We start from the raw sequence: 23,227 nt of genomic DNA on the forward strand, positions 1-23,227 counted from the left end.
GCTTTCGAGGGTTCGGATGGTGTCGGCGGCGGACGGCAAGGGTAGAGCGTAGGTCAGCCGAGGCGCCGCAGGGACCCGGATGGGTCATTCCATCCGTTCAACCCCGCCACCGCCGTCACATGTTCCACGCTCACCCGCCGCTCTAGGGCGGTTTCGTTGGAGTTTCGTTGAATTATGACGGAAGCTCCCGAGGCTAGTGGTGCCATCAGGCCCGCCAGAACCCCGTCGAGTGTGGCGAACGACATGTCAACCAGGACACGGCTGTTCGCGTCCAGCTCCCATCTGCCTGCGGTGTCGCGCGCCTCCGCGACCAGCGCCGCCGCCGTCAATGTGGTCTTTGTCACATTCAATGCGGGCAGGTCCGGGGTGACCGCGGGGTCCGGGACGAACCGGTCCCCGTGCGCGCGCACCTCCACCGCGTAGTCGGAGACCCCCGGCGGGCAGTCGGCCAGCGGCCCGCCGAGCGCGTGCAGGGACAGGCCGACGACCTCCTCCGCGTCCGGGTCGCCGAGCGCGCCGCCGATCGCCTCCTCGGCCACCGCCAGGATGTACGGGCCCTCGGCCTCGAACGGTCCGCCCGGCTCGACCGGCCGCGCGACGAGGCCCGCCGACCAGCACGCCATCAGCCAGACGGCGGTCTGCCAGTGCTGCGGCAGCGCCAGGACGACCCGGGTGCCCGGCTCGGCGGCGAAGTCGTCCACGAGCAGGTTCGCGGTCTTCGCGACCCAGTTGTCGAACGTCTTGGCGGACAGCTCGACGCGCTCCCCCTTCGCGTCGTCGTAGAAGGTGACGAACGGCCTGGACGGGTCCTCGGCCACCCGCCTCCGCAGCAGATCCGCAGGTCCCACGCTTCCGGTCATGAGCCGAGGGTAGGGCCGCCCGGCTCGGCGGCGTCACCCCGGGGCGGAACACCGATACGCTCCCCTGCCGACGACCAGGGAGGGTTGCATGGGTGCGGGGGGGCTGCTCGCCCGGATCAGCGTCGCGCCGGCGCTGCTCGTGGTGGCGTGGCTGACGGTGTCCCTGCCCCTCCTGCTGGCCGGAGCGTTCCGGCCCGGCCCTGCGATCGTGCTCTTCCTGCCCGTCGCGGCGCTCTTCCTCTGGCTCGGCCTGCGGGGCCGCGCACCGGAGGACGTCCCGGCGGAGGGCGCGGCCGACCGCGCTCCCCGCTGGGCCACCGGCGGGGTGCTCCTCGTGACCCTCGCCTTCCTCGCGCTCCAGGTGGCCATGTGCTCGGAGCAGATCATCGTCCGCCGCGACCCGGCGTCCTACGTCCAGTTCGCGATCCGGCTCGCCGACCACGGCTCGTTGCCGATCCCGCAGGGGCGGTGGGCGTTCGGCGGCGGCGACCCCGCACTGGCGTACGCGAGCCCCGCCTTCTACCAGGACGGGGACGTGATCGTCCCGCAGTTCATGGCGGGCCTGCCGCTCGTCCTCGCCCTCGGCGGCTGGCTCGGCGGCACGTACGGGCTTCTGCTGATGGCGCCGCTGCTCGGCGCCTGCTGCGTGCTCGCCTTCGGCGGCCTGGTCGCGCGCCTCGCCGGACCGCGCTGGGCACCCGCCGGCGCGCTGCTGCTCGCGCTGACGTTCCCGATGCTGTGGGCGTCGCGATCCACGTTCAGCGAGCTGCCCGCGCTCGTGCTGCTGCTCGGCGGGCTGTCACTGATGCACGACGTCCGGGAGGAGAAGGGACGCGCCGCCCCCCGTTCGACGATCGCGAAGGCGTTCCTGGCCGGGCTCGCGTTCGGGCTGATCGTCCTCGTCCGGATCGACGGGCTCCGCGACGTCCTGCCCGTGTTCGTCTTCGCCGGGTACCTCGTCGCGCGCGGACGCCCGACGGGGTACACGCTCGGCGGGGGGCTGCTGCTCGGCGCGGGCGCCGGCCTCGTCGAGGGCTACACGCTGTCGCGCCCCTACCTGGACTACCTCGGCGGCTCGCTCGTCCCGCTCCTCTACATCAGCGGCGCGGTCGTGGCGGCGACCGTCGTGACGGTGGCCCTGGTGCGCTGGGAGCCGACCGGGAGCAGGCTGCGGCGAGCCGCCGCGGCGGTCGCGCGGGGGCGCCTGCCGGACGCCGCGGCCGTCCTCACCGTCCTGGTCATGGCGGGGTTCACGGCGCGGCCGCTGTTCCAGACCGTTCGCCGCGTCCCGGACAACCCCGACGACGTGCTCAACGCGGGCTTCATCGAGCAGGTCCAGCGGATCAACGGCCTCGCGATCGACGGCACCCGGCAGTACACCGAACTGTCCCTCCACTGGGTGATCTGGTACATCGGCGTCCCCGCGCTGATCCTGGCCGTGCTCGGCGCCGCGCTGCTCGTCCGGCGGCTGATGCGCGGCCGCTCGCCCGAGTGGCTGCTCCCGTACGGCGTCGTCGTCTGGACGACCACCCAGGTGCTGCTGCGTCCCGGCATCACGCCCGACCACCCGTGGGCGGCGCGGCGGCTGATCGGGCTCGTCATCCCGGGCCTGCTGCTGCTCACCCTGTTCGCGGCGGCGTGGGCGGCGCGGCGCGTCCGGCGGTCCGGGTACGGGCCGCGCGTCGTGCGCCCGGCGGCGGTCGCGGCCGTCGCGCTGCTGGTGGCGCCGGTCGTGGTCGTGTCGGGGCCGTTCCTCGGCCGCGAGACCGAGCAGGGCGAGGTCGCGGCCGTCCGGAGGCTGTGCGCCGACCTCGGCCCCGGCCGCTCGGTGATCGTCGTCGAACGGGCCACCGCCGACCGGTTCCTCCAGGTGGTGCGGGGCATGTGCGGGCTGCCCGCGGCGCGGCTCGCCGACGGGGCCGGACCGGGCGACGTGCGCCGCGTCCTGCGCAAGGTCCACGACGCCGGCCGCCGTCCCGTGATCATGGGGGCGACGCGGGCGCAGGCCGAGCGCTACGGCGGCACTCCGGTGCACTCCGTCGAGCTGCGGACACGGCAGGACGGGCGCACCCTGACCCGCCCGCCCGGCGGCACGTGGGGCCTGTCCGTCGACGTGTGGATCGCGGAGCCGGCGAGGCCGTGACCTCCGGGTCAGCCACGATCACCGTCGAGGGCGAGTATTCTCGCCCTGCGTGAGCACCCAGCCAGCCGTCGAGTCCGCCGTCGTACCCGCCCCGAGCGAGGCCGACCCCGCCGAGGACAGCGTGCACGTCACGATCGTCCTGCCCTGCTACAACGAGCAGGACCACGTCATCGACGAGGTCGAGCGCATCAGCAAGGCGATGGACAACAGCGGCATGACGTACGAGCTGCTGGCCGTCGACGACTGCTCGACCGACGAGACCCTCGCCCGCCTTCGCGACGCGGCCCCCCGCTTCCCGGCGATGCGGGTCGTCGCGTTCCAGCACAACAGCGGCTCCGGGACGGTCCGGCGCATCGGCTCCCAGCAGGCGCGCGGCGACATCGTCGTGTGGACGGACGCCGACATGTCGTACCCGAACGAGCGCATCCCCGAACTCGTCCGGATGCTCGACGACGACCCGTCCATCGACCAGGTCGTCGGGGCCCGCACCAGCGAGGAGGGCACGCACAAGGCGCTGCGCGTGCCCGCCAAGTGGTTCATCCGCAAGGTCGCCGAGCGGCTCACCAACACGAAGATCCCCGACCTGAACTCGGGGCTGCGGGCGTTCCGCCGCGACGTGTCCGGGCCCTACCTGCGGCTGCTGCCGCCCGGGTTCTCCTGCGTCACGACGATCACGATCGCGTTCCTGTCGAACCAGCACCCCGTCCGGTACGTCCCGATCGACTACGCGAAGCGGGCCGGCAAGTCGAAGTTCCACTTCACCAAGGACGCCTACCGCTACATCCTCCAGGTGCTGCGGATGGTCATGTACTTCAACCCGCTCAAGGTGCTGATGCCGCCCGCGCTGTGGCTGATCGGGATCGGCCTGGCCAAGGGCGTGTTCGACATGGTCGTGCACCCCGTGCGGTTCGCCAACAACACCGTGATGATCTTCATTACCGGCTTGATCATCGCGTCGATGGCGCTGCTCGCCGACCTGATCGTCCGGTCCCGCGGCGACGTCTAGTGCGGATCTCCATCGTCGGGCCGGCGTTCCCGTACAAGGGCGGGGGCGCGCACCACACCACCGAGCTCGCCCACCGGTTCGCCGCGGCCGGGCACGACGTCGTCATCGAGTCGTGGCGGGCCCAGTACCCGGGGTTCCTGTACCCGGGGCAGCAGACGATCTCCGAGCCGGAGGGGGAGCCGTTCCCCGCGACGCGGCGCGTCCTCGACTGGCGGCGGCCCGACGGCTGGTTCCGGACGGGCCGCGCGCTGCGCGACCGCGACCTGGTCGTCCTGGCGGTGCTGAGCCCCGTGCAGGTCCCGGCCTACCTCGGGATCCTGCGCGGCGTCGGCCGCCGGACGCGGGTCGTCGCGCTGTGCCACAACGTGCTGCCGCACGAGCGCAAAACGTACGACGTGCCGCTGATGAAGGCGCTGCTGCGGAGGGTGGACGGCGTGCTCGTCCACACGGCGGCGCAGGCGGAACTGGCGCGGGGGCTGACGGGGAGCCCGGTCCGGGTCGCGGAGATGCCCGCGCACCTGCCGGTCCCGCACGCCGCGAGGGCGGACGACGCCCGGGTGCGCCGCCGGCTGCTGTTCTTCGGGATCGTCCGCCCGTACAAGGGGCTGGACGTCCTGCTCCGCGCCCTCGCCAAGGGGCCGGACGATGTCGCGCTGACCGTGGCGGGCGAGTTCTGGGGCGGCCTGGACGACACCCGCGCGCTCATCACCGAGCTGGGCCTGGACGGACGGGTGGACCTGCGTCCGGGCTACGTGCCCGCCGCCGACGTGCCCGGCCTGTTCGCCGACGCCGACGCGCTCGTCCTCCCGTACCGGACGGCCACCGCCTCGCAGAACGTGTGGATGGCCTACGAGTACGGCATCCCGGTCATCGCGACCGATGTCGGCGGCTTCGCGTCCCAGGTCCGCGACGGCGTCGACGGGCTCGTCTGCGCCCCGGACGACGTCGCGTCCCTCGCGGACGCCCTCACCCGCTTCTACGCGGACGGGACGCCGGAACGTCTCCGCTCCGGCGTCCGCCCGGTCGACCACACGCCCGTCTGGGACGCCTACCTGGACGAGCTCACAGGTGCGGCTCGATGACCTTCAGCAGGGCCCGCTTCGGCTTCGCGCCGGTGACCTGCTCGACGACCTCGCCGTTCTTGAACAGCAGCAGGGTCGGCAGGCCCATCACCCCGTACTTCTGCGGGGTCTGCGGGTTGGCGTCGTAGTCGAGCTTCGCGATCCGGATCCGGCCGTCCTCCTCCGCCGCGATCTGGTCCAGCACCGGCGCGATCATGCGGCAGGGGCCGCACCACGCCGCCCAGAAGTCGACCAGGACCGGGGTGTCGCTCTTGAGGACCTCGGCGTCGAACGTCGCGTCGGTCACGGTGATGGGGGCCGTCACGGTGTCTCCTTCGTCGGCTGCGTACCGGTGACAAGCTCCGGCTCGCCGTCTTCATTCCCGTCCGGCCGGGCCTCTTGCGCGGACCCGCGCCCCATGACCGCGGCCACGGCCGCGATCAGCAGGTCGGCGAGGGTGAGGATCACCCGGGACGCGATCGCCACGACGACGGGGGCGCCCGCCGGCAGCACCGGCGTCAGCACCACCGTCAGCGCCGCCTCGCGCCCCCCGACGCCCGCCGGCGCGACGAAGAACAGCAGGCCCGCCACGAACGCCAGCGCGTAGGCGCCGGTCGCGAGGAACGGCAGCCCGGCGCCGTCGCCGCCGACCGCCGCGCACAGCAGCCACGTGTGGACGCCGAACAGCGCCCAGCCGAGGACCGTCCAGCCGATCGCCCGCAGCGTCACCCCGATGCTCACCGGGCGCTCCAGCGGAGGCCGCCGGATGAGCCGCAGCATCGTGTCCAGCGCCCACGTCACCAGCCGGGGGTGCAACCCCACCAGCAGGACGGGCGCCAGCAGGAACGCCCACCAGTACTGCTCGCGCGCCGTCACGGACGTCAGCGGCAGCGTCACCGCGGCGACCGCCAGGCCGCACGCCGTCGAGCACGCCACCGCCAGCAGCGTCGAACCGAAGCTCCGCTCCGCCGGCACCTTGTGCTCGCGCGTCATCTCGATCTGCGTGACCAGCGCCCACACCTTGCCCGGGACGTACTTGCCGAGCTGCGAGATCGCCGAGATCCGGAACACCGTCCGCAGCGGCAGCGGGGAGCCCAGCCCCGCCAGGAACGCCCGCCAGCCGAGCATCCACGCGATCAGGCCCGCGACCCCGGCGGCCAGCGCCCCGGCGAGGGTCGCCCACGACATGTCCCGGAACGCGCGGGTCGTCGCGTCCCACTGCGAGGCCACGCTGTACGCGCAGAACCCGAGCGCGAGCAGCACGAGCAGGACCCGCAGGACGCGCATGGCGACGGTCTTGGATTTCACGCGCACAGCGTAGGCGAACAGCGCGGTACGGACGCCCCGGCCGCCGCGGCGCCCTATGGTTGGGGGCGATGAAACTCTCCGATGTGGTCGCCTTCATGGGCCACCAGGTGCACGTGTGCCGCTACCGCGAGGCCGGGACCCTCCTCGGCTGGATGGGGCGCGACCTGCGCGGCAGGCGCGTCCTCGACGTGGCCGGCGGCGACGGCTACTGGGCCGGGCAGGCGCGCAGGCGCGGCGCCGAGGCCGTGTCGATCGACCTCGCCCGCAAGAAGATGCTGTACGGGCGGACCCTCGCCCACCCGCCCGCGCTGATCGAATGCGACGCGCTCCGGCTCCCGTTCGGGGACGGCTCGTTCGACGCGGTCCTGTCCGTCTGCGCGATCGAGCACTTCGCCGACGGCGGGACGTCGCTGGACGAGATGGCGCGCGTGCTCAAGCCCGGCGGTGAGATCTTCATGTCCGCCGACGTGCTGTCGCGCGCCGACGCCTGGCCGAAGCTGCGGGACGCGCACAAGGCCAAGTACCACGTCCAGCACACCTACACCCATGACAGCCTCCGGCGGCTCATGGACGAGCGCGGCCTCGACCTGGTCCGGCATTCGTACCAGTTCCGGACCGCCGCGGCGGAACGCCTCTACCTGTCGCTTTCCACCTACGGCGGCAAGGTCGGCTTCAACGCCGCGGCGCCCCTCGCGCCGCTGGTCGCGCTGGGCGACCGGCGTGCCCCGAACGAGCGCGGCAGCATCGTCCTGATCCACGCGCGCAAGAGAGCGGCCTGAGGTCGCACGGATCACCCCCGTCCGGGCGTAGGCTCTCCCGTAAAGGGTGATCTACGCCACGTGCGGTCCGATGGGCCGGGATGGGGGAGTGGACCGTGGCGCCGCGGATACTGCTCGACGCGACGACCGTGCCCGCCGACCGGGGCGGGCTCGGCCGGTACGTCGACGGGCTCCTCGTCGCCCTGCACGCGCTGGGCGCCGACCTCGCCGTCGCGTGCCAGCGCGCCGACGAGGAGCGCTACGCGCTGCTCGTCCCGGGGGCCCGGGTCATCGCGGGCCCGGCCGCGCTCACGCACCGCGCCAGCCGGCTCGCCTGGGAGCAGTCCGGCCTGCCCTATGTCGCCGAGAGCGTCGGCGCGGACGTCATCCACCTGCCGACCTACACCATTCCGGTCAGCGCGCACCTGCCGACCGTGGTCACGATCCACGACGTCATCCACTTCGCCGAGCCGGAGCTGCACGACCCGGTCCGGACGACGTACATCAAGTCGGCGACCCGCACCGCGGCCCGCCGCGCGACCCGGCTGATCGCGCCGTCCAGGGCGACCCGCGACGAGCTCGTGCGGCTCCTGTCGGCCGACCCCGCGCACATCGACATCGCCTACCACGGCGTCGACCACGGCGTCTTCCGCCGTCCGGCCGAGGCGGACGTGCGGCGCGTCTCCGACCGCCTCGGCCTCCACGGCCACCCCTACGTCGCCTATCTGGGCGCCCTCGAGCCGCGCAAGAACGTCCCGAGCCTCATCCGCGGCTGGGTGAAGGCGTGCGCGGACCGCCCGGACCCGCCCGCGCTCGTCCTCGCCGGAGGCGGCGGCTGGGACGACGACGTCGACGCCGCCCTGGCGACCGTCCCGCTGTCGCTGCGCGTCGTCCGCCCCGGGTACCTGCCGTGGGCGTCGCTGCCCGGCTTCTTCGGCGGCGCGCTCGTCGTCGCGCTCCCCAGCCGCGGCGAGGGGTTCGGCCTGCCCGTCCTGGAGGCCATGGCGTGCGGGGCGCCCGTCCTCACGACCCGCCGGGGCGCCCTCCCCGAGGTCGGCGGCGACGCGGTCGCCTACACCGACCCCGACCCGTCGGGCATCGGCCGCATCCTGTCGTCGCTGTTCGACGACGACGGCCGCCGCGCCGCCCTCGCCGAGGCCGCCCACGCCCGCTCGCAGCAGTTCTCCTGGACGGTGTCCGCCGAGGCGCACATGGCGTCCTACCAGAAGGCCGTGGACCAGTACGAAAGCAGTCGAACCTCCCGCACCCACTAGGCTCCTGCCACGACGCCCGAGGTGGAGAAAGGAACCGAGTGGAAGCGATCCTGCTGGTCGGAGGCCAGGGCAGCCGCCTGCGCCCGCTGACCATCTCCACCCCCAAGCCGCTGCTTCCCACGGCCGGGGTGGCGTTCCTCGCGCACCAGCTCGCGCGCGCCCGCGCCGCCGGCGTCGAGCGCATCGTGTTCGCCACGTCCTACCGCGCCGAGATGTTCGAGGCCGCGTTCGGCTCGCACGCCCACGGCGTCGAGCTCGTCTACGTCAGCGAGGACGAGCCGCTCGGCACCGGAGGCGCCATCCGCAACGCCTCCCGCGAGCTGACCTGCGGCCCCGACGAGCCCGTCCTGATCCTGAACGGCGACATCCTGTCGGGCCACGACGTCCGGTCGCAGGTGAAGGTGCACGAGGAGGCGGGAGCCGCCGTCACCCTCCATCTCACGACGGTCGACGACCCGTCCCGCTTCGGCTGCGTCCCGACCGACGGCGCCGGCCGCGTCACCGCGTTCCTGGAGAAGACCTCCCACCCGGTCACGAACCAGATCAACGCGGGCTGCTACGTCTTCCGCCGCTCCGCGATCGACACGATCGCCGAGGGCGAGGTCGTGTCGGTGGAGCGGGAGACGTTCCCGTCCCTGATCGCGTCCGGCTCCGTCGTGATGGGCCATGTCGAGGCGGGCTACTGGCTGGACGTCGGCACGCCCGAGGCGTTCGTGCGCGGCTCCTGCGACCTCGTGCTGGGCAGGCTGGAGTCGGCGGCGATGCCGGGCGACCCGGGCGAGCGGCTGGCCCTGGACGGCTCCCGCGTCTCCCCGGGCGCCGTCGTCCGCGGCGGCACGGCCGTCGGCCGGGGCGCGACGGTCGAGGCGGGCGCCACCGTGATCGGCAGCGTCCTGCTGGACGACGCGTTCGTCGCCGAGGGCGCCACCGTCCGCGACTCGGTGCTGAGCCGGGGCGCCCGCGTCGGTCCCGGCGCCGTCCTGGACGGCGTCATCCTGGGCGACGGCGCGGTGGTCGGCCCCGGCAACGAGCTGCGCGGCGGCCTGCGCGTCTGGCCGGGCATCGAGCTGCCGCCGACGGCCGTCCGCTTCTCCACCGACACCTGATCGGCGGATATCGTCACTCTGTCCAGCAGGGCTGAGGAGCCGGTGGCGTGAGCGTGGTGCAGACGCGGGTGTGGCGGCCGCCGTGGCCGGTGGATCTGCTCGGTACGCTGCGGCCGCACCGGCGGGGCCACCACGATCCGGCGTTCCGGGCCGAGCCGGACGGGACCGTCTGGCGGGCGTCGTTCACGCCGGACGGGCCGGGCACGCTCCGGGTGCGGCTCGCCGCCGGCGCCGTCGAGGCCGCCGCCTGGGGGCCGGGGGCAGGATGGCTGCTGGCCGGCGTGCCGGACCTGCTCGGCGCCGCCGACTCGCCCGAGGGGTTCGAGGCGCGGCACGACGTCGTCCGGGAGCAGATGCGGAAGCGGCCGGGCCTGCGGATCGGGCGGACGAACAGGGTGTTCGAGGCGCTCGTGCCCGCGGTCATGGAGCAGAAGGTGCTCGCCGAGGAGGCGTGGCGCGGCTGGGGCTACCTGCTGCGGCGGTTCGGTGAGCCCGCGCCGGGCGCGCCCGAGGGGATGCGGGTGCCGCCGCCGCCCGCCGTCTGGATCCGGATCCCGTCATGGGAGTGGCACCGGTCGGGACTGGAGGCCGTCCGGGCCCGGACGATCATCGGGGCCGCCCGGGTGGCGGCGCGGCTGGAGGAGGACCCGGCCGAGCGGCGGCTGCGGTCGCTGCCCGGCATCGGCGTGTGGACGGCGGCGGAGGTCCGGCAGCGCGCGGCCGGTGATCCCGACGCCGTCTCCGTCGGCGACTACCACCTGCCCGGCCTGGTCGGCTGGGCGCTCGCCGGGCGGAAGGTCGACGACGCCGGGATGCTGGAGCTGCTGGAGCCCTACGCCGGGCACCGGCACCGGGTCACCCGGCTGCTGCTGGCGTCCGGCCGGCGTCCGCCGCGCCGCGGCCCCCGGCTGCCGGTGCGCGACTACCGGTCGTTCTGATCAGACCGCGCCGCCGATCACACCGCGCCGCCGATCAGGCCCAGGCCGCCGCACAGGGAGGCGCCGAGGACGGCGGTGCGCAGCACGCGGGCGGGCATCCGGCGGCCGAGGGACAGTCCGGCGGCGGTGCCCCCGGCCAGCGCGGCGAAATGGAAGGGCTCGGGCAGGACGAACCCCAGGAAGGCGAGCGTCACCGCGTTCTGCACCAGGAAGTACAGGCAGAGGTTGCCCCGGGTGGCGGCCGGGCCCCACTCCGCGTTGGCCGCGTACAGGCCGATCGGTGGGCCGCCCACGCCGCCGACGACGTTCAGCAGGGCGCTGCTCGCTCCGGCCGCCACGGCGCCCTCCGGGCGGCGCAGCCACGGCCAGCGGACGCCGGACGCCAGCAGTCCCACGGCGAGCACGACGCACCCGCCCGAGGCGAGAGCGAGCAGGTGGGCGTCCACCGACTTCAGGGCCAGGGCGTAGACGGGCGTGCACAGCAGCGTCGGGACGAGGAGGCGGGTCACCTGGCCCGCGTCCGCGTCCCGGCCGTCGCGCAGCAGCGCGACGGCCGAGCAGAGCACGGCGAGGACGAGCGTGACGGAGACCCCCTCGCGCGGGCCCAGATGCAGGACGAGGACGGGTGCCGCCAGGAGCGAGAACCCCATGCCCGTCGCCGACTGGGCCGTCGCCCCCAGCAGGATGCCGAGCAGCGCGAGGGCCTCGGTCAACGCGTGTTCCGGTCGAGACGGCAGCGCGCCTGGAACACCATGGCCACCAGCATGACGACCGCAGGGACGACGGTGAAGCCGACGAGCACGGCGGTGAGCGCGGCGTCCGACTGGGCCACCGACTCCCCGGCGGTCACGGACACGAAGCCCCCGGCGGCGAGGACGGCCGAGTAGATGTAGGGGCCGATCGCCGTGCCGGTGGCCTCCGTCGCCGTCCACACGCCGGTGTAGGCGCCGGCGCGGGCCCCGGCGGCGGCGACCGCGTCCGGGACCATCGAGAAGGCGAACAGCTGGAGCCCCGCGAAGGCCGTGCCGAGCAGGACGGTCACGCCGACGGACGCGGCCACGCCGAGCATCTCGCCGAGCAGCAGGGCCAGCGACCCCGCGACGAAGACCGCCTGGCAGAGCAGCAGGCCCTTCTGCTTGCCGATGCGCTTCGAGAACCACATCCATGCCGGGCCCGCGATGACGGCCGGGCCGAGGAAGGCGCCCATGAACACGGCGGTGAGCTTGCCGTCGTCGAAGACGTACTCGGTGTAGAACGGCACCGCCGCGAGGAACAGGTGCGTGGTCGTCCCCGTGAACAGGTACGACAGGACGAGGGCGCGGAAGTCGCGGTCCCGCATCGCGACGCGGACGTCCTCGACGAACGAGTGGCCCTCGCCGTCCGGCATCCGGAAGCCGAGGTGGCGGGTGAGGCCCCGCACCCCGGTGATGGCGACGGCCCCCGACACGACCATGACGACGGACAGGAGCAGCGCCATCCGGGCGTAGTCGCCGCGGCCGCCCGCCTCGACCAGCGCCGGTGCCGCGACGCCCGCGCCGAGGAGCCCGACGGTCAGGAACAGCATGCGGAACATGAACACGCGGGTGCGCTCGTGGTAGCCGACCTCCAGGTCGGACGGCGTGGTCAGGTACGGCACCTGGAAGCACGCGAAGAGCAGGTTGCCGACGATGAACCAGAAACCGACCCACAGCGCGGCCGTCCCGCCGGACAGGGCGGGCGGGACGCTGAACATCGCGGTCATGGCGATGCCGAGCAGCAGCCCGAAGGCGAGCATGCCGCGCCGGTGCCCGGTCCTGCGCGCCCGGCGGTCGGACAGTGTGCCGAGCCACGGGTGCACCACCGCGTCGACGATCTTGGGGAGGAGCAGGGTGAGCCCGGCCAGGAAGGACGGGACGCCCAGCGTGTGGGTGAGGAAGTAGAGCAGCAGCAGGCCGGGGACGGTGACCCACACGCCCATCCCGAGCGAGCCGGTGGCGTACCTGCCGAGGTCGCCGCCGCGCGCGCGGCCCGCGGCCGGTGCCGCCGCCGTGTCGAGCGCGCTCACTCGCCCGCCCCGTGCCGGCGCACGACGCCCGCGGCCAGCTCGGCGCCCTGGAAGGCGCCCGAGCGGACGCGTCCGGCGAGCGTCTTGGCGACGATCCGGTCGGTGACCCGGGGAAGGTGGCGGGCCAGGAAGAACTCGACGGCACCGCGCCGGGTGGTGGGCATGTCGCGGCGGGGCCGCCGGCCCAGCGCGGCGCGCAGGACGGTGTCGATCACGCCTTCGAGGGGCTCGTACTGGCTCATCCCCTCCAGGGACAGCCCGGCGGCCGCCGTGGAGTCGTGGATGGGGCTCCGCACCGCCGACGGGTAGACGCACGTGACGTCCACGTGGGTGCCGAGCTCCAGGCGGAGCGCGTCGGCGTACGCGACGAGCGCCCGCTTGGACGCGCCGTACGCGGCGGCGAGCGGCAGCTGCATGACGGCCATCCGGGATGTCAGCATGATCACCCGGCCGCGCCGCTCCGACGCGACGAGGGCGTCGACGCAGGCGGCGGTGACGCGCCAGGTGCCGAGCAGGTTGATGTCGAGCTGGCGGCGGACCTCCGCGCCCGGCGGCAGCTCGGCCGGGGCGGGACCGCCGATCCCCGCGTTGTTGACCAGCAGGTCCAGCCCGCCGAGCCGGGAGACCGCCTCGGCCACCGCGGCGGGGACGGCCGCGTCGTCGGTGATGTCGCAGGCGATGACCTCGACCGGGTCGTCCGCGCGGGGCGCCACGTCCAGCCCGACGACGCGGGCGCCGAGGCCGCTGAGCCGCTCGCACAGCGCCCGGCCGAAGGTGCCGGACGCTCCGGTGACGATGACGCGCAGGTCGCGGGCTTCTCGGCGGTTCACGGGGCGATCTCCTCGTGCTCGGCGGGGGTGAAGGGCAGGCCGGCGCCGCGGCGGCGCCGGGTGCGCCCGGCCGCGATCTCCGTGGGCAGGTCGGCCACGTACCGGTCGAAGTCGATGCGCATGTGGGGCCGCGCGTCCGGGCCCCACCGGTCGACGGCGTCCCGCAGGGCGCGGGCGACGGCGCGCCGCTGGTCGGCGGCGGGAGGCAGAGCATAGGCGCCGGAGAAGAACGCGGCGGCCAGCTTCGCCTGCGCCTCCACGACGGGGAGCGCCGCGCCGGTGGACTGCATCAGCCCGACGAAGGCGAGGCTCGGGTCGTCCAGGTGGAAGACGCGCTTGTAGAGCGGCAGCCTCTCCGGGTCGGGGCCCAGCCGGTCTTCGGGCAGGAACGGGATGGTCACGCGGTAGCCGGTGGCCCAGACGATCACGTCGACGGGGTCGGCGGTGCCGTCGGCGAAGACGACGCGCCCGCCGTCCAGGCGCTCGACGCCGGGACGCGCGGCGACCTCGCCGTGGGTGAGGCGGTGCAGGATCGTGTCGCTGATCGTCGGGTGGTTCTGGAAGAGGCCCCCCGCGGGCGCGGGCAGCCCGTAGCTCTGCGGCGTGCCGACCGCGAGGCGCAGCAGGGTCTGCGCGATCCGCTGGCGCAGCCGCCACGGCAGCGCGGCGAGGGCGCCGCCGGTCGCGTCCGCGGGCCGTCCGAACAGGTACTTCGGGACGATGTGGACGCCGCGCCGGGCCGACAGCAGGACGGGGCCGCGCGACACGTGGGAGGCGTCGACGGCGATGTCCATGGCGGAGTTGCCCATCCCGACCACCAGCACCCGCCTGCCCGCGAAGACGTCCGGTGTGCGGTAGTCGTGGGCGTGCATCTGGTCGCCGGAGAAGTCGCCGGGGTAGGCGGGGTCGGGCAGTCGGGGGTCCCAGTTGTGGCCGTTCGCGACGATCACGGCGTCGTACCGTCCGGTGTCGCCGGCCTCGGTCGTCACCGTCCACGTGTCGCCGGCCTTCTCCACGGAGCCGACGGCGCGGCCGTAGCGGATGTGCGGGACGACGCCGAACCGCTCGGCGTAGTCGGCGAGGTAGCCGGCGACGGCGTCGGCGGACGGGTAGTCCGGCCAGTGCGCGGGCATGGGGAGGTCGGCGAACTGCGTGCGGCCCTTGCTCGTGTTGAGGTGCAGCGAGGCGTAGGCGGGGGACAGGCCGCTCGCGTTGCCGCGGGCCCACAGGCCGCCGGGCCGGTCGCCCTTCTCGTACACGACGGTCTCGAGCCCCGCGTCGAGCAGCGCCTTGGCGGCGGCGAGCCCGGACGCCCCGGCGCCGATCACCGCGATCCGGCGGGTGGTGGTCATGCTTCACCTTCGGACGTGATTGTGTGGACGTCCAAAGAGTAGGGACAGGTCGCGGCGAAACAGGTGGCCTGGATCACCCGATTCGCGGCTTCGCTTGTTCATTCTCACAAGGACCGCCATGATGGCCGGATGCATGGCAGCGCCGCCTGGGGTCCGGTGACCGAACTGATCGAGCGGGTCGTCGCCGATCCCGACGTGCTGGCGTCGGCGGTGTCGGGTGTGCGGAGCACCGTGCCGGGGATCTCGGCGCTGCCGCCCGCCGACGTGGCCGGGCACACCCGCGCGCTGCTCGTCGCCGCGACCCGGGCGCTGGCGGACCGCCGCGGACCGACCGAGGCGGAGCTGTCGTTCGTCCAGGAACTGGCGATCACGCGGGCCCGGCAGGGAATCCCGATCGAGGCGGTGCTCGGCGCGATCCACGTCGCCGAGCGCGCGATCTGGTCGCGGGCGCGTGAGCTGGCGGGCGCCGAGGGCGTGGACCCCGGCCGCCTGCTGGACGCGCGGGAGCTCTACGACGACTGGGCCGACGCCGTCCGGGAGCGTCTGATCACCGCTCATCGCGACGCGGGCCTGGACCGCGATCCCCGGCCCGGCGGCCGGGACCAGGCGATCCTGCGGCGGCTGCTGGAAGGGGGGTCGGCCGCCGCGCTGGCCGCGGCCGAGGCGGGCCTGCCGTCGTCCGGCGGGCTGCGCGTGCTGGCCGCGCGGCCGGCGATGGCGGTGGCGCTGGAACGGACGCTGCGCGACCAGCCGCCGGTGGTGGTCGCGGTGGTGGACGATCTGCTCATCGGTGTCCTGGCGCGGCCCCCCGCCGCGCGCGTCACCGGTGGTGATGTGCCCGCCGGGCTGGCGGGACCGGCGGGGCCGGAGGACCTGGCGACCGCCCGCCGGCTGGCGGTCGCGGCCCTGGCCGCGGCGGAGTCCGCCGGGCGAACCGGCGTGGTCCACATCGCGGAGGTGGCCGCCCTCGCGGCGATGGCCGAGCGCGCGGACCTGTCGGCGGCCCTCTTCGACCACCATCGGGAGGCGTGGGAGGCGCTGGGGCCCGGTGCCGCGCCGCTGGCCCATGCGGTGCGGGCCTGGCTGGAGGGGGACAGGGACTACGCGTCGGCCGCGGCACGCCTCTTCGTGCACCCCAACACGGTGCGCAACCGCGTCCAGCGCTTCACCGACGTCACCGGGATCGATCCGATGGGCACCTTCGGCGCGGTGGACGCCTGGTGGCTGTGCCGTGCCTGGCAGGCGCGGGAACCGGGCTGACCGGCCCGCGCCCGCCGGAGATCAGCCCGCGGCCGGAATCGTCCGGCAGGCGTCGGCCTGGGCGCGGCCCGCGGGGGCCGGGACGGACGCGGCGGCCTTCGCGGCCTTCGACGGGCCGGCCGTCCGGCGGAGCCAGAAGTGGTGGCGTGCCCAGTCGAGGCCGTCCCGGCTGTCGGAGCCGAGCAGCGGGCCGAGCACGGCCAGCAGGACGAACAAAGCGAATACGTACAACATTGGAAGTGTCCTTCCGAAGAGAACCGGAGACCTTCCCGCGCGGGGCGATTCGGGCCGGCGGGGTGGCCGCCGTTTCCGTCGCATCTCCAGTGTGGAGTCCGAAATCGTTCAGGTCCAGCGACCATTACTGCAGGGATTGTGTAAGAATCGCTTCACGATGTTGGATCTCGGCCGGCTGCGCGTCCTGCGCGAACTCAAGCTGCGCGGGACGGTCGGCGCGGTCGCCGAGTCCCTCGGCTACAGCCCCTCGGCGGTGTCCCAGCAGCTCGCCCAGCTGCAGAGGGAGTCGGGCGTCCGGCTCGTCGAGCGGGTGGGTCGGCGGCTCCGCCTGACCGAGTCCGGCGAGGTCCTCGCCGAGCACGCCGAGCAGCTGCTGTCCGCGGCCCACCGCGCGCAGGAGGCGGCGGTCGCGGCGAGCGGGCGCGTCGCGGGCGTCGTGAAGGTCGTGGGGTTCCAGACCGCCCTGCTCCACGTTCTGGCGCCCGCCCTGCCCCGGCTCGCGGCCCAGTACCCGGAACTGGCCGTGGACGTCCTGGACGAGGAGTTCTCGCGCGTCCTGCAGGCGCTCGTGCTGCAGGAGATCGACGTCGTCCTGACGGACGAGTACTCCCATCTGCCGCGTCCGAAGCGCCCGGAGCTGAGGGCCGAGGTGCTGATCACCGAGAAGATGCGGCTGGCGCTGCCGGAGGCGCACCCGCGCGCGGCCGGCGACGGCCCGCTGCGCATGGCCGATCTCGCGGACTGCGCCTGGGCGACCGGTCATGTCGGCACGAACCACGCCGATCTCCTGGAGCGGACGTGCGTGGAGCTCGGCGGCTTCCGGCCCGATGTCCGCTACCGCACGAACGACCTCCTGGTCATCTTCGCGATGATCGCGCGCGGCGACGCGATCGGCGTCATCCCCGACCTGGCGCTGGCGGAGCAGCAGCAGGGCATCGTCGTCCGCGACATCGCGGAGGCGCGCGTGGACCGGCGGATGGTCCTGTGGACGCGGGTCGGCGCCGACGTGCGGCCCTCGGTCCGGGCCGTCCTGGAGGAGCTGCGCCGGTCGGCCGACGAGCTGGCCGCCCACCGTCCCAGCCTGACCCGCGGAATCCTCCAGCCCGGCGGGGAATAGAACCGGCCCGCGCGTCGCTGCGATCGATATCCCGGCCCCCGGCGCGGCACAAATTATGACGTTTGGCATAGAGTGCCCGCATGGAGGTCACCGAGAACTCGCTCCGCAGGGCCCTCGCCCGTGCGCGCGACGGTAAGACACTTGACCGTTCCGAGGCCGCCACGCTGCTGCACGCCCGGGGTGCGCGGCTCGACGAACTCCTCGCCCACGCCGCCCGCACCCGGGACGCCGGCCTCGACGCGGCCGGCCGCCCCGGCGTCATCACCTACAGCCGCAAGGTCTTCATCCCGCTGACCCGGCTCTGCCGCGACCGCTGCGGCTACTGCACCTTCGCGACCGTCCCCCACAAGCTGGACGCGCCCTACCTCAGCCCCGACGAGGTCCTGGAGATCGCGCGCCAGGGCGCCGCCATGGGCTGCAAGGAGGCCCTGTTCACGCTCGGCGACCGCCCCGAGGACCGCTGGAAGGCCGCCCGCGAGTGGCTGGACGCCCACGGCTACGACGACACCCTCTCCTACGTCCGCGCCATGGCCATCCGGGTGCTGGAGGAGACGGGCCTGCTTCCGCACCTCAACCCCGGCGTGCTCGGCTGGCGCGACTTCCAGCGGCTCAAGCCGGTCGCGCCGTCCATGGGCATGATGCTGGAGACCACCGCGACCCGCCTGTTCACCGAGCGCGGCGGCCCCCATTTCGGATCCCCGGACAAGGACCCCGCCGTCCGGCTCCGCGTCCTGGAGGACGCCGGACGCACGAACGTGCCGTTCACCACCGGCATCCTCATCGGCATCGGCGAGACGATCGAAGAGCGCGCCGACGCGATCTTCGAGATCCGCCGGACGATGCGGGAGTACGGGGCGATCCAGGAGGTGATCGTCCAGAACTTCCGCGCGAAGCCGGACACGAAGATGCGCGCCACCCCCGACGCGGAGCTCGAGGAGCTGGCCGCGACGATCGCGGTGACCCGGCTCGTCCTCGGCCCGAAGGCGCGCATCCAGGCGCCGCCGAACCTCGTCGCCGAGGAGTTCGCGCTCATGCTGCGCGCCGGGATCGACGACTGGGGCGGCGTGTCCCCGCTGACGCCCGACCACGTGAACCCCGAGCGGCCCTGGCCGCAGATCGACGAGCTGGCGGCGCGGACGGCCGAGTCCGGCTTCACCCTGCGCGAGCGCCTCACGATCTACCCCGAGTACGTCCGGCGCGGCGAGCCGTGGCTCGACCCCCGCCTGGTCGGCCACGTCTCCGCGCTGGCCGACCCGGCGACGGGCCTGGCCCGCGAGGACGCCGTCCTGGAGGGCCGCCCCTGGCAGGAGCCCGACGGCGGGTTCGCCGCCTCGGGACGCACCGACCTGCACACCGAGATCGACACCCTCGGACGCGCGAGCGACCGCCGCGACGACTTCGACGAGGTCTACGGCGACTGGGACGCCCTCAGGGAGCGCATGAGCGCCCCCCAGCGGTTCGACGCCGACGTCAAGGCCGCCCTGGCGAAGGCGGAGCGCGACCCCGCCGGACTCTCCGACGACGAGGCCCTCGCCCTCCTGCACGCGGACGGCCCCGAACTCGACGCGCTCACCGGACTGGCCGACGACCTGCGCCGCGACACCGTCGGCGACGACGTCACCTACGTCGTCACCCGCAACATCAACTTCACCAACGTCTGCTACACCGGCTGCCGGTTCTGCGCGTTCGCCCAGCGCCGGACCGACGCCGACGCCTACACCCTGTCGCTCCAGCAGGTCGGCGACCGCGTCGACGAGGCGTGGGCGGCCGGCGCCACCGAGATCTGCATGCAGGGCGGCATCCACCCCGACCTGCCCGGCACCGCCTACTTCGACCTCGCCCGCGAGGTGAAGCGCCGCGCCCCCGACATCCACCTGCACTCCTACAGCCCGATGGAGGTCGTGAACGGCGCGTCCCGGACGGACATGTCGATCCGCGAGTGGCTCCAGGCGGCCAAGGAGGCGGGCGTCGACTCGCTGCCCGGCACCGCCGCCGAGATCCTGGACGACGACGTCCGGTGGGTGCTGACCAAGGGCAAGCTGCCCACCGACCAGTGGGTGGAGGTCGTCACCACCGCGCACGAGATCGGCATCCCGACGACGTCCACGATGATGTACGGCCACGTCGACACCCCGTCGCACTGGGTCGCGCACATCAAGTTGCTGCGCTCGATCCAGGAGCGGACGGGCGGGTTCAGCGAGTTCGTGCTCCTCCCGTTCGTCCACCACAACTCGCCCATCTACCTGGCGGGTCTGGCGCGTCCGGGGCCGACCGTCCGGGAGAACGTCGCCGTGCACGCGCTCGCGCGCATCCTGCTGCACGGCGCGATCCGCAACATCCAGACGTCCTGGGTGAAGCTGGGGGACGAGCTCTGCACGCGCGTCCTGCGCGGCGGCGTCAACGACCTCGGCGGGACGCTCATGGAGGAGACCATCAGCCGCATGGCCGGGTCGGAGAACGGCTCCTTCAAGGCCATCAGCGAACTGGAGGCGATCGCGGCGCGCGCGGGCCGCCCCGCGAAGCAGCGCACCACCCTCTACGGCGAGGTCCCGGCGGAACGCCTGGAGGCGTCCCGCCGCACCGACGGCATCGGCCACTTCGGCCGCAAGGCCCTCCCCCTGCAGCCCGTCGTCTAGCGGTCCGCCTAGCGCACCTCGATGAACGCGTCCGGCCGCCGCGGCGGCCGGACGCGGGGCGGCGCCGCCGCGTGGCCGACGCCGACCGCGCCCATCGGGTCCCAGGCGTCCGGCAGGCCGAGCGTCCGGCGGACGACGTCGCGGCAGAACATCGTGCTCGACACCCAGCAGGACCCGAGGCCCTCGACCGCGAGCTGCACGAGGAGGTTCTGCACGCCCGCGCCCGTCGCGACGACGAACATCTCGCGCTCGGCACGGGACCGCCGCTCGTCCGGGTAGTCGTGCGAGCCCTCCATGACCAGGCACGGGACGACGAGGTAGGGCGCGCGGCGCAGCACGTCGCCGCGCCGCAGCCGCTTGGCGATCGACTCCTCGGAGAAGCCGTCACGGCGGAGGTCGGCCTCCCACGCGTCCCGCATCGCGTCCAGCAGCCGGACCCGCGACCCGGCGGACTCCAGCAGGACGAACCGCCACGGTGTGGTGTGGTGCGGAGCCGGAGCGGTGATCGCGGCGGCGACCGCGCGCCGGACCGCCTCCGGGTCGACGGGCTGGTCGGTGAACTCGCGGATCGTCCGGCGGGCGTGCAGGACGTCGGCGGAGCCGTACCGGAACATGTCCTCCTCGGGCGGGCGGACCAGCGCCCGCGCGCCCGGCCCGTCCTCCGGGGTGACGAGCGGCGCCAGGCCCCGGACGACCGCGATCGGGACGCCCTCCAGCTTGCCCTTGACCAGCTCGCCCGCCGCCGCGATCTCGTCCGCGACGGCCGTGATCGTGGCCTCGAGGCGGTTGCCGTGCGCGTCGTCCCGGCCGCGCAGGTCGGCGAGCGGCTCCAGGCCCGCGACACCGATGGCCGCGTCCGTCAGGCCGTTGCGCCAGGGCCGCCCGAGCGTGTCGGACACGATGACGGCGACGTCCGCGCCGAGCCGCTCGCGCAGGCCCGCGCGGATCCGCCGCGCCGACGCGTCGGGGTCCTCCGGGAGCAGCAGGACGGTTCCGGCCGCCGTGTTGGACGCGTCCACCCCGGCGGCGGCCAGGACGAGCCCCTGCCGGGTCTCCACGATCCGGGTCTCGCCGCGGGCGTGCGCCCGCCGCGCCACGACCCGGACGGTCTCGGCGTCGATGGCCTTCTCCCGGTCGGCCGCGACCAGGACCCGGCCCTCCGCCTTGCTGACGATCTTCGAGGTGACGACGAGGACGTCCCCGTCCCGCACCGCGTCCGCCGGCACCAGCGCCGCGATGTCGTCGCCCTCGGCGACCTCCGGCAGCCCGGTGATCCCGAAGATGTCCAGCCTCATCGCTTCAGCTCCAGGGCGAGGTCGAGCGCCGCGCGGGCGAGTTCCTCGGTGGCCTCCGGGTCGCTCATCAGCAGCGGCCGCGAGCGCACCTCGACGCCGTCGACGCGCACGTCCGCGTCCGCCTCCGCGACGAGCCAGCCGTCCAGCAGGCCCGGCCCGTAGAGCGCGCCGACCGCGGCGGCCGAGGTCTCCACGCCGATCGCGGTCAGGCACGCGTCGGCCATCCCGCGCACCGGCGCGCCGCCGATGATGGGGGAGACGCCGACGACGGTGTTGGCCGCGACGGCGTCCCGGATGCCGGGGACCGCCAGGATCGTCCCGATGCTCACCACGGGGTTCGACGGGGGGAACAGCACCACGTCCGCCTCGTCGAGGGCCGCGAGGACGCCCGGCGCGGGCTTCGCGTCGTCCGCGCCGACCGCCCCGATCGACTCCGCCGGCACCGACGCCCGCAGCCGCACCCACCACTCCTGGAAGTGGATCGCGCGCCGCCCCTTCTCCGGGTCGGTCACCACGACGTGCGTCTCGACCTGGTCGTCGGTCATCGGCAGCAGCCGGACGCCCGGCCTCCACCGGGCGCACAGCGCCTCCGTGACCGCCGACAGCTTGTAGCCCGCCGCGAGCATCTGCGTCCGGACGATGTGGGTCGCGAAGTCGCGGTCGCCCAGACCGAACCACGACGGCCCCACGCCGTACGCGGCGAGCTCGTCCTTCACGGCGAACGTCTCGCCGCTCCGGCCCCAGCCCTGCTCCTCGTCGATGCCGCCGCCGAGCGTGTACATGACGGTGTCCAGGTCGGGACAGACCCGAAGCCCGAAAAGGGAGATGTCATCGCCGGTGTTGCCGATGACGGTGATCTCGGCCTCAGGGGCCGCCGCGCGCAGTCCGCGCAGGAAGCGGGCACCTCCGATGCCGCCCGCCAGCGCCACGATCTTCATACTGCTCACCCTATGGCGCGCGGAGTGCCGGTCCCGACGGCGGTGCCGCGCCTCCGGCGGTATGGCGGAGCGGACGAGGACGGGCGGGATGTGCAAAGCTTTGCCGTAGAACCGATTGCCTTCGTCTGGAGAAGTCGCCGTGAACAAGGAAGCCGTCCAGCGCCTGCGGGAACCGGCCGCCTGGGTATTGCTCGCCGCGGCGGGCGTCCATCTGCTGGCAGGGCTCATCATGCTCCTGGGCGGCAAGGGAGAGTTCACCCAGCGCGCCCTCAGTGAGACCACCGACGGGTCGTTCACGCAGCTCTCCGTCATCGGCCTGCTCGTGGTCGCCGTCCTGCTGGCCGCGTGGGGCGACACCCCCACCGGGCAGGCGAAGACGATCACGATGGGGGCGCTCGGCGTCCTCGGCGGCGTCATGCTGTTCGGCGTCATCTGCTGGCTCGGCGGGATGCTCGCCGGCAACGAGGTGATCGACTACGGGATGGCCCTGAAGCTGGCGGCGTTCCTCGTCGGCGCGGCGAAGCTCGCGGTGGCCGCCGCGGCCGGCTGGTTCCTGTTCACCGTCTTCCAGAAGCTCCAGCCCGCCCGCCCGAAGCCGCAGCAGATGCAGCAGGGCTACCCGGACTACGGCTACCAGCAGGGCCAGGCCGGGCAGCAGTACGGCCAGCAGCCCGGCTACGAGCAGCAGCAGGGCCAGCAGCAGTACGGCCAGCAGCAGTTCGGCCAGCAGGACTACCAGCAGGGGCAGGCCGGGCAGCAGCAGTACGGCACCGGCCCGCAGGGCCAGCCGGGTCACCACCAGCAGCAGTTCGGCCAGCAGGACTACCAGCAGCAGGGCCAGGCCGGGCAGCAGTACGGCCAGCCGGGGTACGGCCAGCCCGGCTACGAGCAGCAGCAGGGCCAGCAGGGGCAGCAGCAGTACGGCCAGCAGCAGCCCGCCGAGAACGAGGAGATCGGCGAGTGGACGCGGGCGTACGGAGGCGGCGACCAGAACCCGCAGGGCACCCAGCCGCGGCAGGGCGAGCAGGGCGGGGACTGGTACCGCGACAACCGTCCGCCGCAGTGAT

The 23,227-nt window shown here is 74.0% G+C and carries 21 protein-coding genes; 11 read left to right on the plus strand and 10 right to left on the minus strand.

Annotation, left to right across the window (positions count from 1 at the left end):
• Positions 1 to 53: 53 nt before the first annotated feature.
• Positions 54 to 860, minus strand: coding sequence for a TIGR03089 family protein (locus IE99_RS0112910; protein WP_030168873.1), 807 nt, complete (start codon positions 858 to 860; stop codon positions 54 to 56).
• A gap of 88 nt (positions 861 to 948) precedes the next feature.
• Here IE99_RS0112910 and IE99_RS0112915 point away from each other — a divergent pair, with 88 nt between their 5' ends.
• The 3 genes from IE99_RS0112915 (at position 949) to IE99_RS0112925 (ending at position 5,091) form a co-directional block, all read left to right on the plus strand.
• Complete coding sequence (locus tag IE99_RS0112915) at positions 949 to 3,003, plus strand: hypothetical protein (protein ID WP_030168876.1); 2,055 nt, start codon at positions 949 to 951, stop codon at positions 3,001 to 3,003.
• A gap of 121 nt (positions 3,004 to 3,124) precedes the next feature.
• The gene (locus IE99_RS0112920; RefSeq protein ID WP_037559334.1) at positions 3,125 to 4,009 is read left to right on the plus strand and encodes a glycosyltransferase family 2 protein; all 885 of its coding nucleotides are present in this window, start codon (positions 3,125 to 3,127) and stop codon (positions 4,007 to 4,009) included.
• The gene (locus IE99_RS0112925) at positions 4,009 to 5,091 is read left to right on the plus strand and encodes a glycosyltransferase family 4 protein (protein WP_030168883.1); all 1,083 of its coding nucleotides are present in this window, start codon (positions 4,009 to 4,011) and stop codon (positions 5,089 to 5,091) included. The genes IE99_RS0112920 and IE99_RS0112925 overlap by 1 nt, the downstream gene beginning before the upstream one ends.
• On the opposite strand, the gene trxA is transcribed toward IE99_RS0112925, so the two are convergent.
• Complete coding sequence (gene trxA / locus IE99_RS0112930) at positions 5,072 to 5,395, minus strand: thioredoxin (protein ID WP_030168886.1); 324 nt, start codon at positions 5,393 to 5,395, stop codon at positions 5,072 to 5,074. The two genes, IE99_RS0112925 and trxA, sit on opposite strands and share 20 nt — an antisense overlap.
• Positions 5,392 to 6,378: a lysylphosphatidylglycerol synthase transmembrane domain-containing protein gene (locus IE99_RS0112935; protein ID WP_030168887.1), complete on the minus strand. Its 987-nt coding sequence runs from the start codon at positions 6,376 to 6,378 to the stop codon at positions 5,392 to 5,394. Before IE99_RS0112935 ends, trxA begins: the two co-directional genes overlap by 4 nt.
• A 68-nt stretch (positions 6,379 to 6,446) precedes the next feature.
• On the opposite strand from IE99_RS0112935, the gene IE99_RS0112940 reads away from it, so the two are divergent.
• From IE99_RS0112940 to IE99_RS0112955, 4 genes are all read left to right on the plus strand, one after another.
• Positions 6,447 to 7,157, plus strand: coding sequence for a class I SAM-dependent methyltransferase (locus IE99_RS0112940; protein ID WP_030168890.1), 711 nt, complete (start codon positions 6,447 to 6,449; stop codon positions 7,155 to 7,157).
• Between the two features lie 95 nt (positions 7,158 to 7,252).
• A complete protein-coding gene (locus IE99_RS0112945) occupies positions 7,253 to 8,410 on the plus strand; it encodes a glycosyltransferase family 4 protein (RefSeq protein WP_030168893.1) in 1,158 nt (385 codons plus the stop codon).
• 38 nt (positions 8,411 to 8,448) lie between these two features.
• The gene (gene manB / locus IE99_RS0112950; protein ID WP_030168896.1) at positions 8,449 to 9,516 is read left to right on the plus strand and encodes a mannose-1-phosphate guanylyltransferase; all 1,068 of its coding nucleotides are present in this window, start codon (positions 8,449 to 8,451) and stop codon (positions 9,514 to 9,516) included.
• Between the two features lie 47 nt (positions 9,517 to 9,563).
• Positions 9,564 to 10,454 carry a DNA-3-methyladenine glycosylase family protein gene (locus IE99_RS0112955; protein ID WP_030168899.1) on the plus strand — a complete coding sequence of 297 codons (891 nt, stop codon included), beginning with the start codon at positions 9,564 to 9,566 and terminating at the stop codon, positions 10,452 to 10,454.
• 17 nt (positions 10,455 to 10,471) lie between these two features.
• On the opposite strand, the gene IE99_RS0112960 is transcribed toward IE99_RS0112955, so the two are convergent.
• The 4 genes from IE99_RS0112960 to IE99_RS0112975 are packed head-to-tail and all read right to left on the minus strand — an operon-like array spanning position 10,472 to position 14,680.
• Positions 10,472 to 11,167: a TSUP family transporter gene (locus IE99_RS0112960; RefSeq protein ID WP_051712453.1), complete on the minus strand. Its 696-nt coding sequence runs from the start codon at positions 11,165 to 11,167 to the stop codon at positions 10,472 to 10,474.
• Complete coding sequence (locus IE99_RS0112965; protein WP_030168909.1) at positions 11,164 to 12,498, minus strand: MFS transporter; 1,335 nt, start codon at positions 12,496 to 12,498, stop codon at positions 11,164 to 11,166. The genes IE99_RS0112960 and IE99_RS0112965 overlap by 4 nt, the downstream gene beginning before the upstream one ends.
• The gene (locus IE99_RS0112970) at positions 12,495 to 13,328 is read right to left on the minus strand and encodes an SDR family NAD(P)-dependent oxidoreductase (RefSeq protein ID WP_211258801.1); all 834 of its coding nucleotides are present in this window, start codon (positions 13,326 to 13,328) and stop codon (positions 12,495 to 12,497) included. The genes IE99_RS0112965 and IE99_RS0112970 overlap by 4 nt, the downstream gene beginning before the upstream one ends.
• A complete protein-coding gene (locus tag IE99_RS0112975) occupies positions 13,325 to 14,680 on the minus strand; it encodes a flavin-containing monooxygenase (protein ID WP_030168915.1) in 1,356 nt (451 codons plus the stop codon). Before IE99_RS0112975 ends, IE99_RS0112970 begins: the two co-directional genes overlap by 4 nt.
• Before the next feature lie 129 nt (positions 14,681 to 14,809).
• Between IE99_RS0112975 and IE99_RS0112980 the strand changes: the two genes are divergently transcribed.
• Complete coding sequence (locus IE99_RS0112980; protein WP_030168918.1) at positions 14,810 to 15,940, plus strand: helix-turn-helix domain-containing protein; 1,131 nt, start codon at positions 14,810 to 14,812, stop codon at positions 15,938 to 15,940.
• A 21-nt stretch (positions 15,941 to 15,961) separates the two neighbouring features.
• Here IE99_RS0112980 and IE99_RS0112985 read toward each other — a convergent pair whose 3' ends face one another.
• Entirely contained in the window at positions 15,962 to 16,174 is a 213-nt protein-coding gene (locus IE99_RS0112985; RefSeq protein WP_157610251.1) for a hypothetical protein, read from the minus strand.
• Positions 16,175 to 16,331: 157 nt separating this feature from the next.
• Between IE99_RS0112985 and IE99_RS0112990 the strand changes: the two genes are divergently transcribed.
• Both IE99_RS0112990 and IE99_RS0112995 read left to right on the plus strand, forming a co-directional pair.
• Positions 16,332 to 17,291 (plus strand): LysR family transcriptional regulator, encoded by a 960-nt coding sequence (locus IE99_RS0112990; RefSeq protein WP_030168923.1) that lies wholly within the window; start codon positions 16,332 to 16,334, stop codon positions 17,289 to 17,291.
• Between the two features lie 80 nt (positions 17,292 to 17,371).
• Positions 17,372 to 19,927 carry a bifunctional FO biosynthesis protein CofGH gene (locus IE99_RS0112995; RefSeq protein ID WP_030168926.1) on the plus strand — a complete coding sequence of 852 codons (2,556 nt, stop codon included), beginning with the start codon at positions 17,372 to 17,374 and terminating at the stop codon, positions 19,925 to 19,927.
• An 8-nt stretch (positions 19,928 to 19,935) separates the two neighbouring features.
• On the opposite strand, the gene IE99_RS0113000 is transcribed toward IE99_RS0112995, so the two are convergent.
• Both IE99_RS0113000 and cofD read right to left on the minus strand, forming a co-directional pair.
• Positions 19,936 to 21,222, minus strand: a complete 1,287-nt coding sequence (locus IE99_RS0113000; RefSeq protein ID WP_030168927.1) for a coenzyme F420-0:L-glutamate ligase — start codon at positions 21,220 to 21,222, stop codon at positions 19,936 to 19,938.
• On the minus strand, positions 21,219 to 22,160 hold the full coding sequence (cofD, locus tag IE99_RS0113005) for a 2-phospho-L-lactate transferase (protein WP_030168930.1): 942 nt from the start codon (positions 22,158 to 22,160) through the stop codon (positions 21,219 to 21,221). Before cofD ends, IE99_RS0113000 begins: the two co-directional genes overlap by 4 nt.
• Before the next feature lie 139 nt (positions 22,161 to 22,299).
• Between cofD and IE99_RS32650 the strand changes: the two genes are divergently transcribed.
• Positions 22,300 to 23,226, plus strand: a complete 927-nt coding sequence (locus IE99_RS32650) for a hypothetical protein (RefSeq protein WP_030168933.1) — start codon at positions 22,300 to 22,302, stop codon at positions 23,224 to 23,226.
• Position 23,227 lies beyond the last annotated feature (1 nt).

Origin of the sequence: Spirillospora albida (genome assembly GCF_000718255.1) — a bacterium.
Lineage (GTDB): Bacteria > Actinomycetota > Actinomycetes > Streptosporangiales > Streptosporangiaceae > Spirillospora > Spirillospora albida.

Coding starts and splice junctions, on each gene's coding strand:
- IE99_RS0112995 (WP_030168926.1), top strand. CDS start 17,372: ATGGAGGTCACCGAGAACTCGCTCCGCAGGGCCCTCGCCCGTGCGCGC.
- IE99_RS0112980 (WP_030168918.1), top strand. CDS start 14,810: ATGCATGGCAGCGCCGCCTGGGGTCCGGTGACCGAACTGATCGAGCGG.
- IE99_RS0112975 (WP_030168915.1), bottom strand. CDS start 14,680: ATGACCACCACCCGCCGGATCGCGGTGATCGGCGCCGGGGCGTCCGGG.
- IE99_RS0112940 (WP_030168890.1), top strand. CDS start 6,447: ATGAAACTCTCCGATGTGGTCGCCTTCATGGGCCACCAGGTGCACGTG.
- IE99_RS0112910 (WP_030168873.1), bottom strand. CDS start 860: ATGACCGGAAGCGTGGGACCTGCGGATCTGCTGCGGAGGCGGGTGGCC.
- IE99_RS0113000 (WP_030168927.1), bottom strand. CDS start 21,222: ATGAGGCTGGACATCTTCGGGATCACCGGGCTGCCGGAGGTCGCCGAG.
- IE99_RS0112990 (WP_030168923.1), top strand. CDS start 16,332: ATGTTGGATCTCGGCCGGCTGCGCGTCCTGCGCGAACTCAAGCTGCGC.
- IE99_RS0112985 (WP_157610251.1), bottom strand. CDS start 16,174: ATGTTGTACGTATTCGCTTTGTTCGTCCTGCTGGCCGTGCTCGGCCCG.
- cofD (WP_030168930.1), bottom strand. CDS start 22,160: ATGAAGATCGTGGCGCTGGCGGGCGGCATCGGAGGTGCCCGCTTCCTG.
- IE99_RS0112915 (WP_030168876.1), top strand. CDS start 949: ATGGGTGCGGGGGGGCTGCTCGCCCGGATCAGCGTCGCGCCGGCGCTG.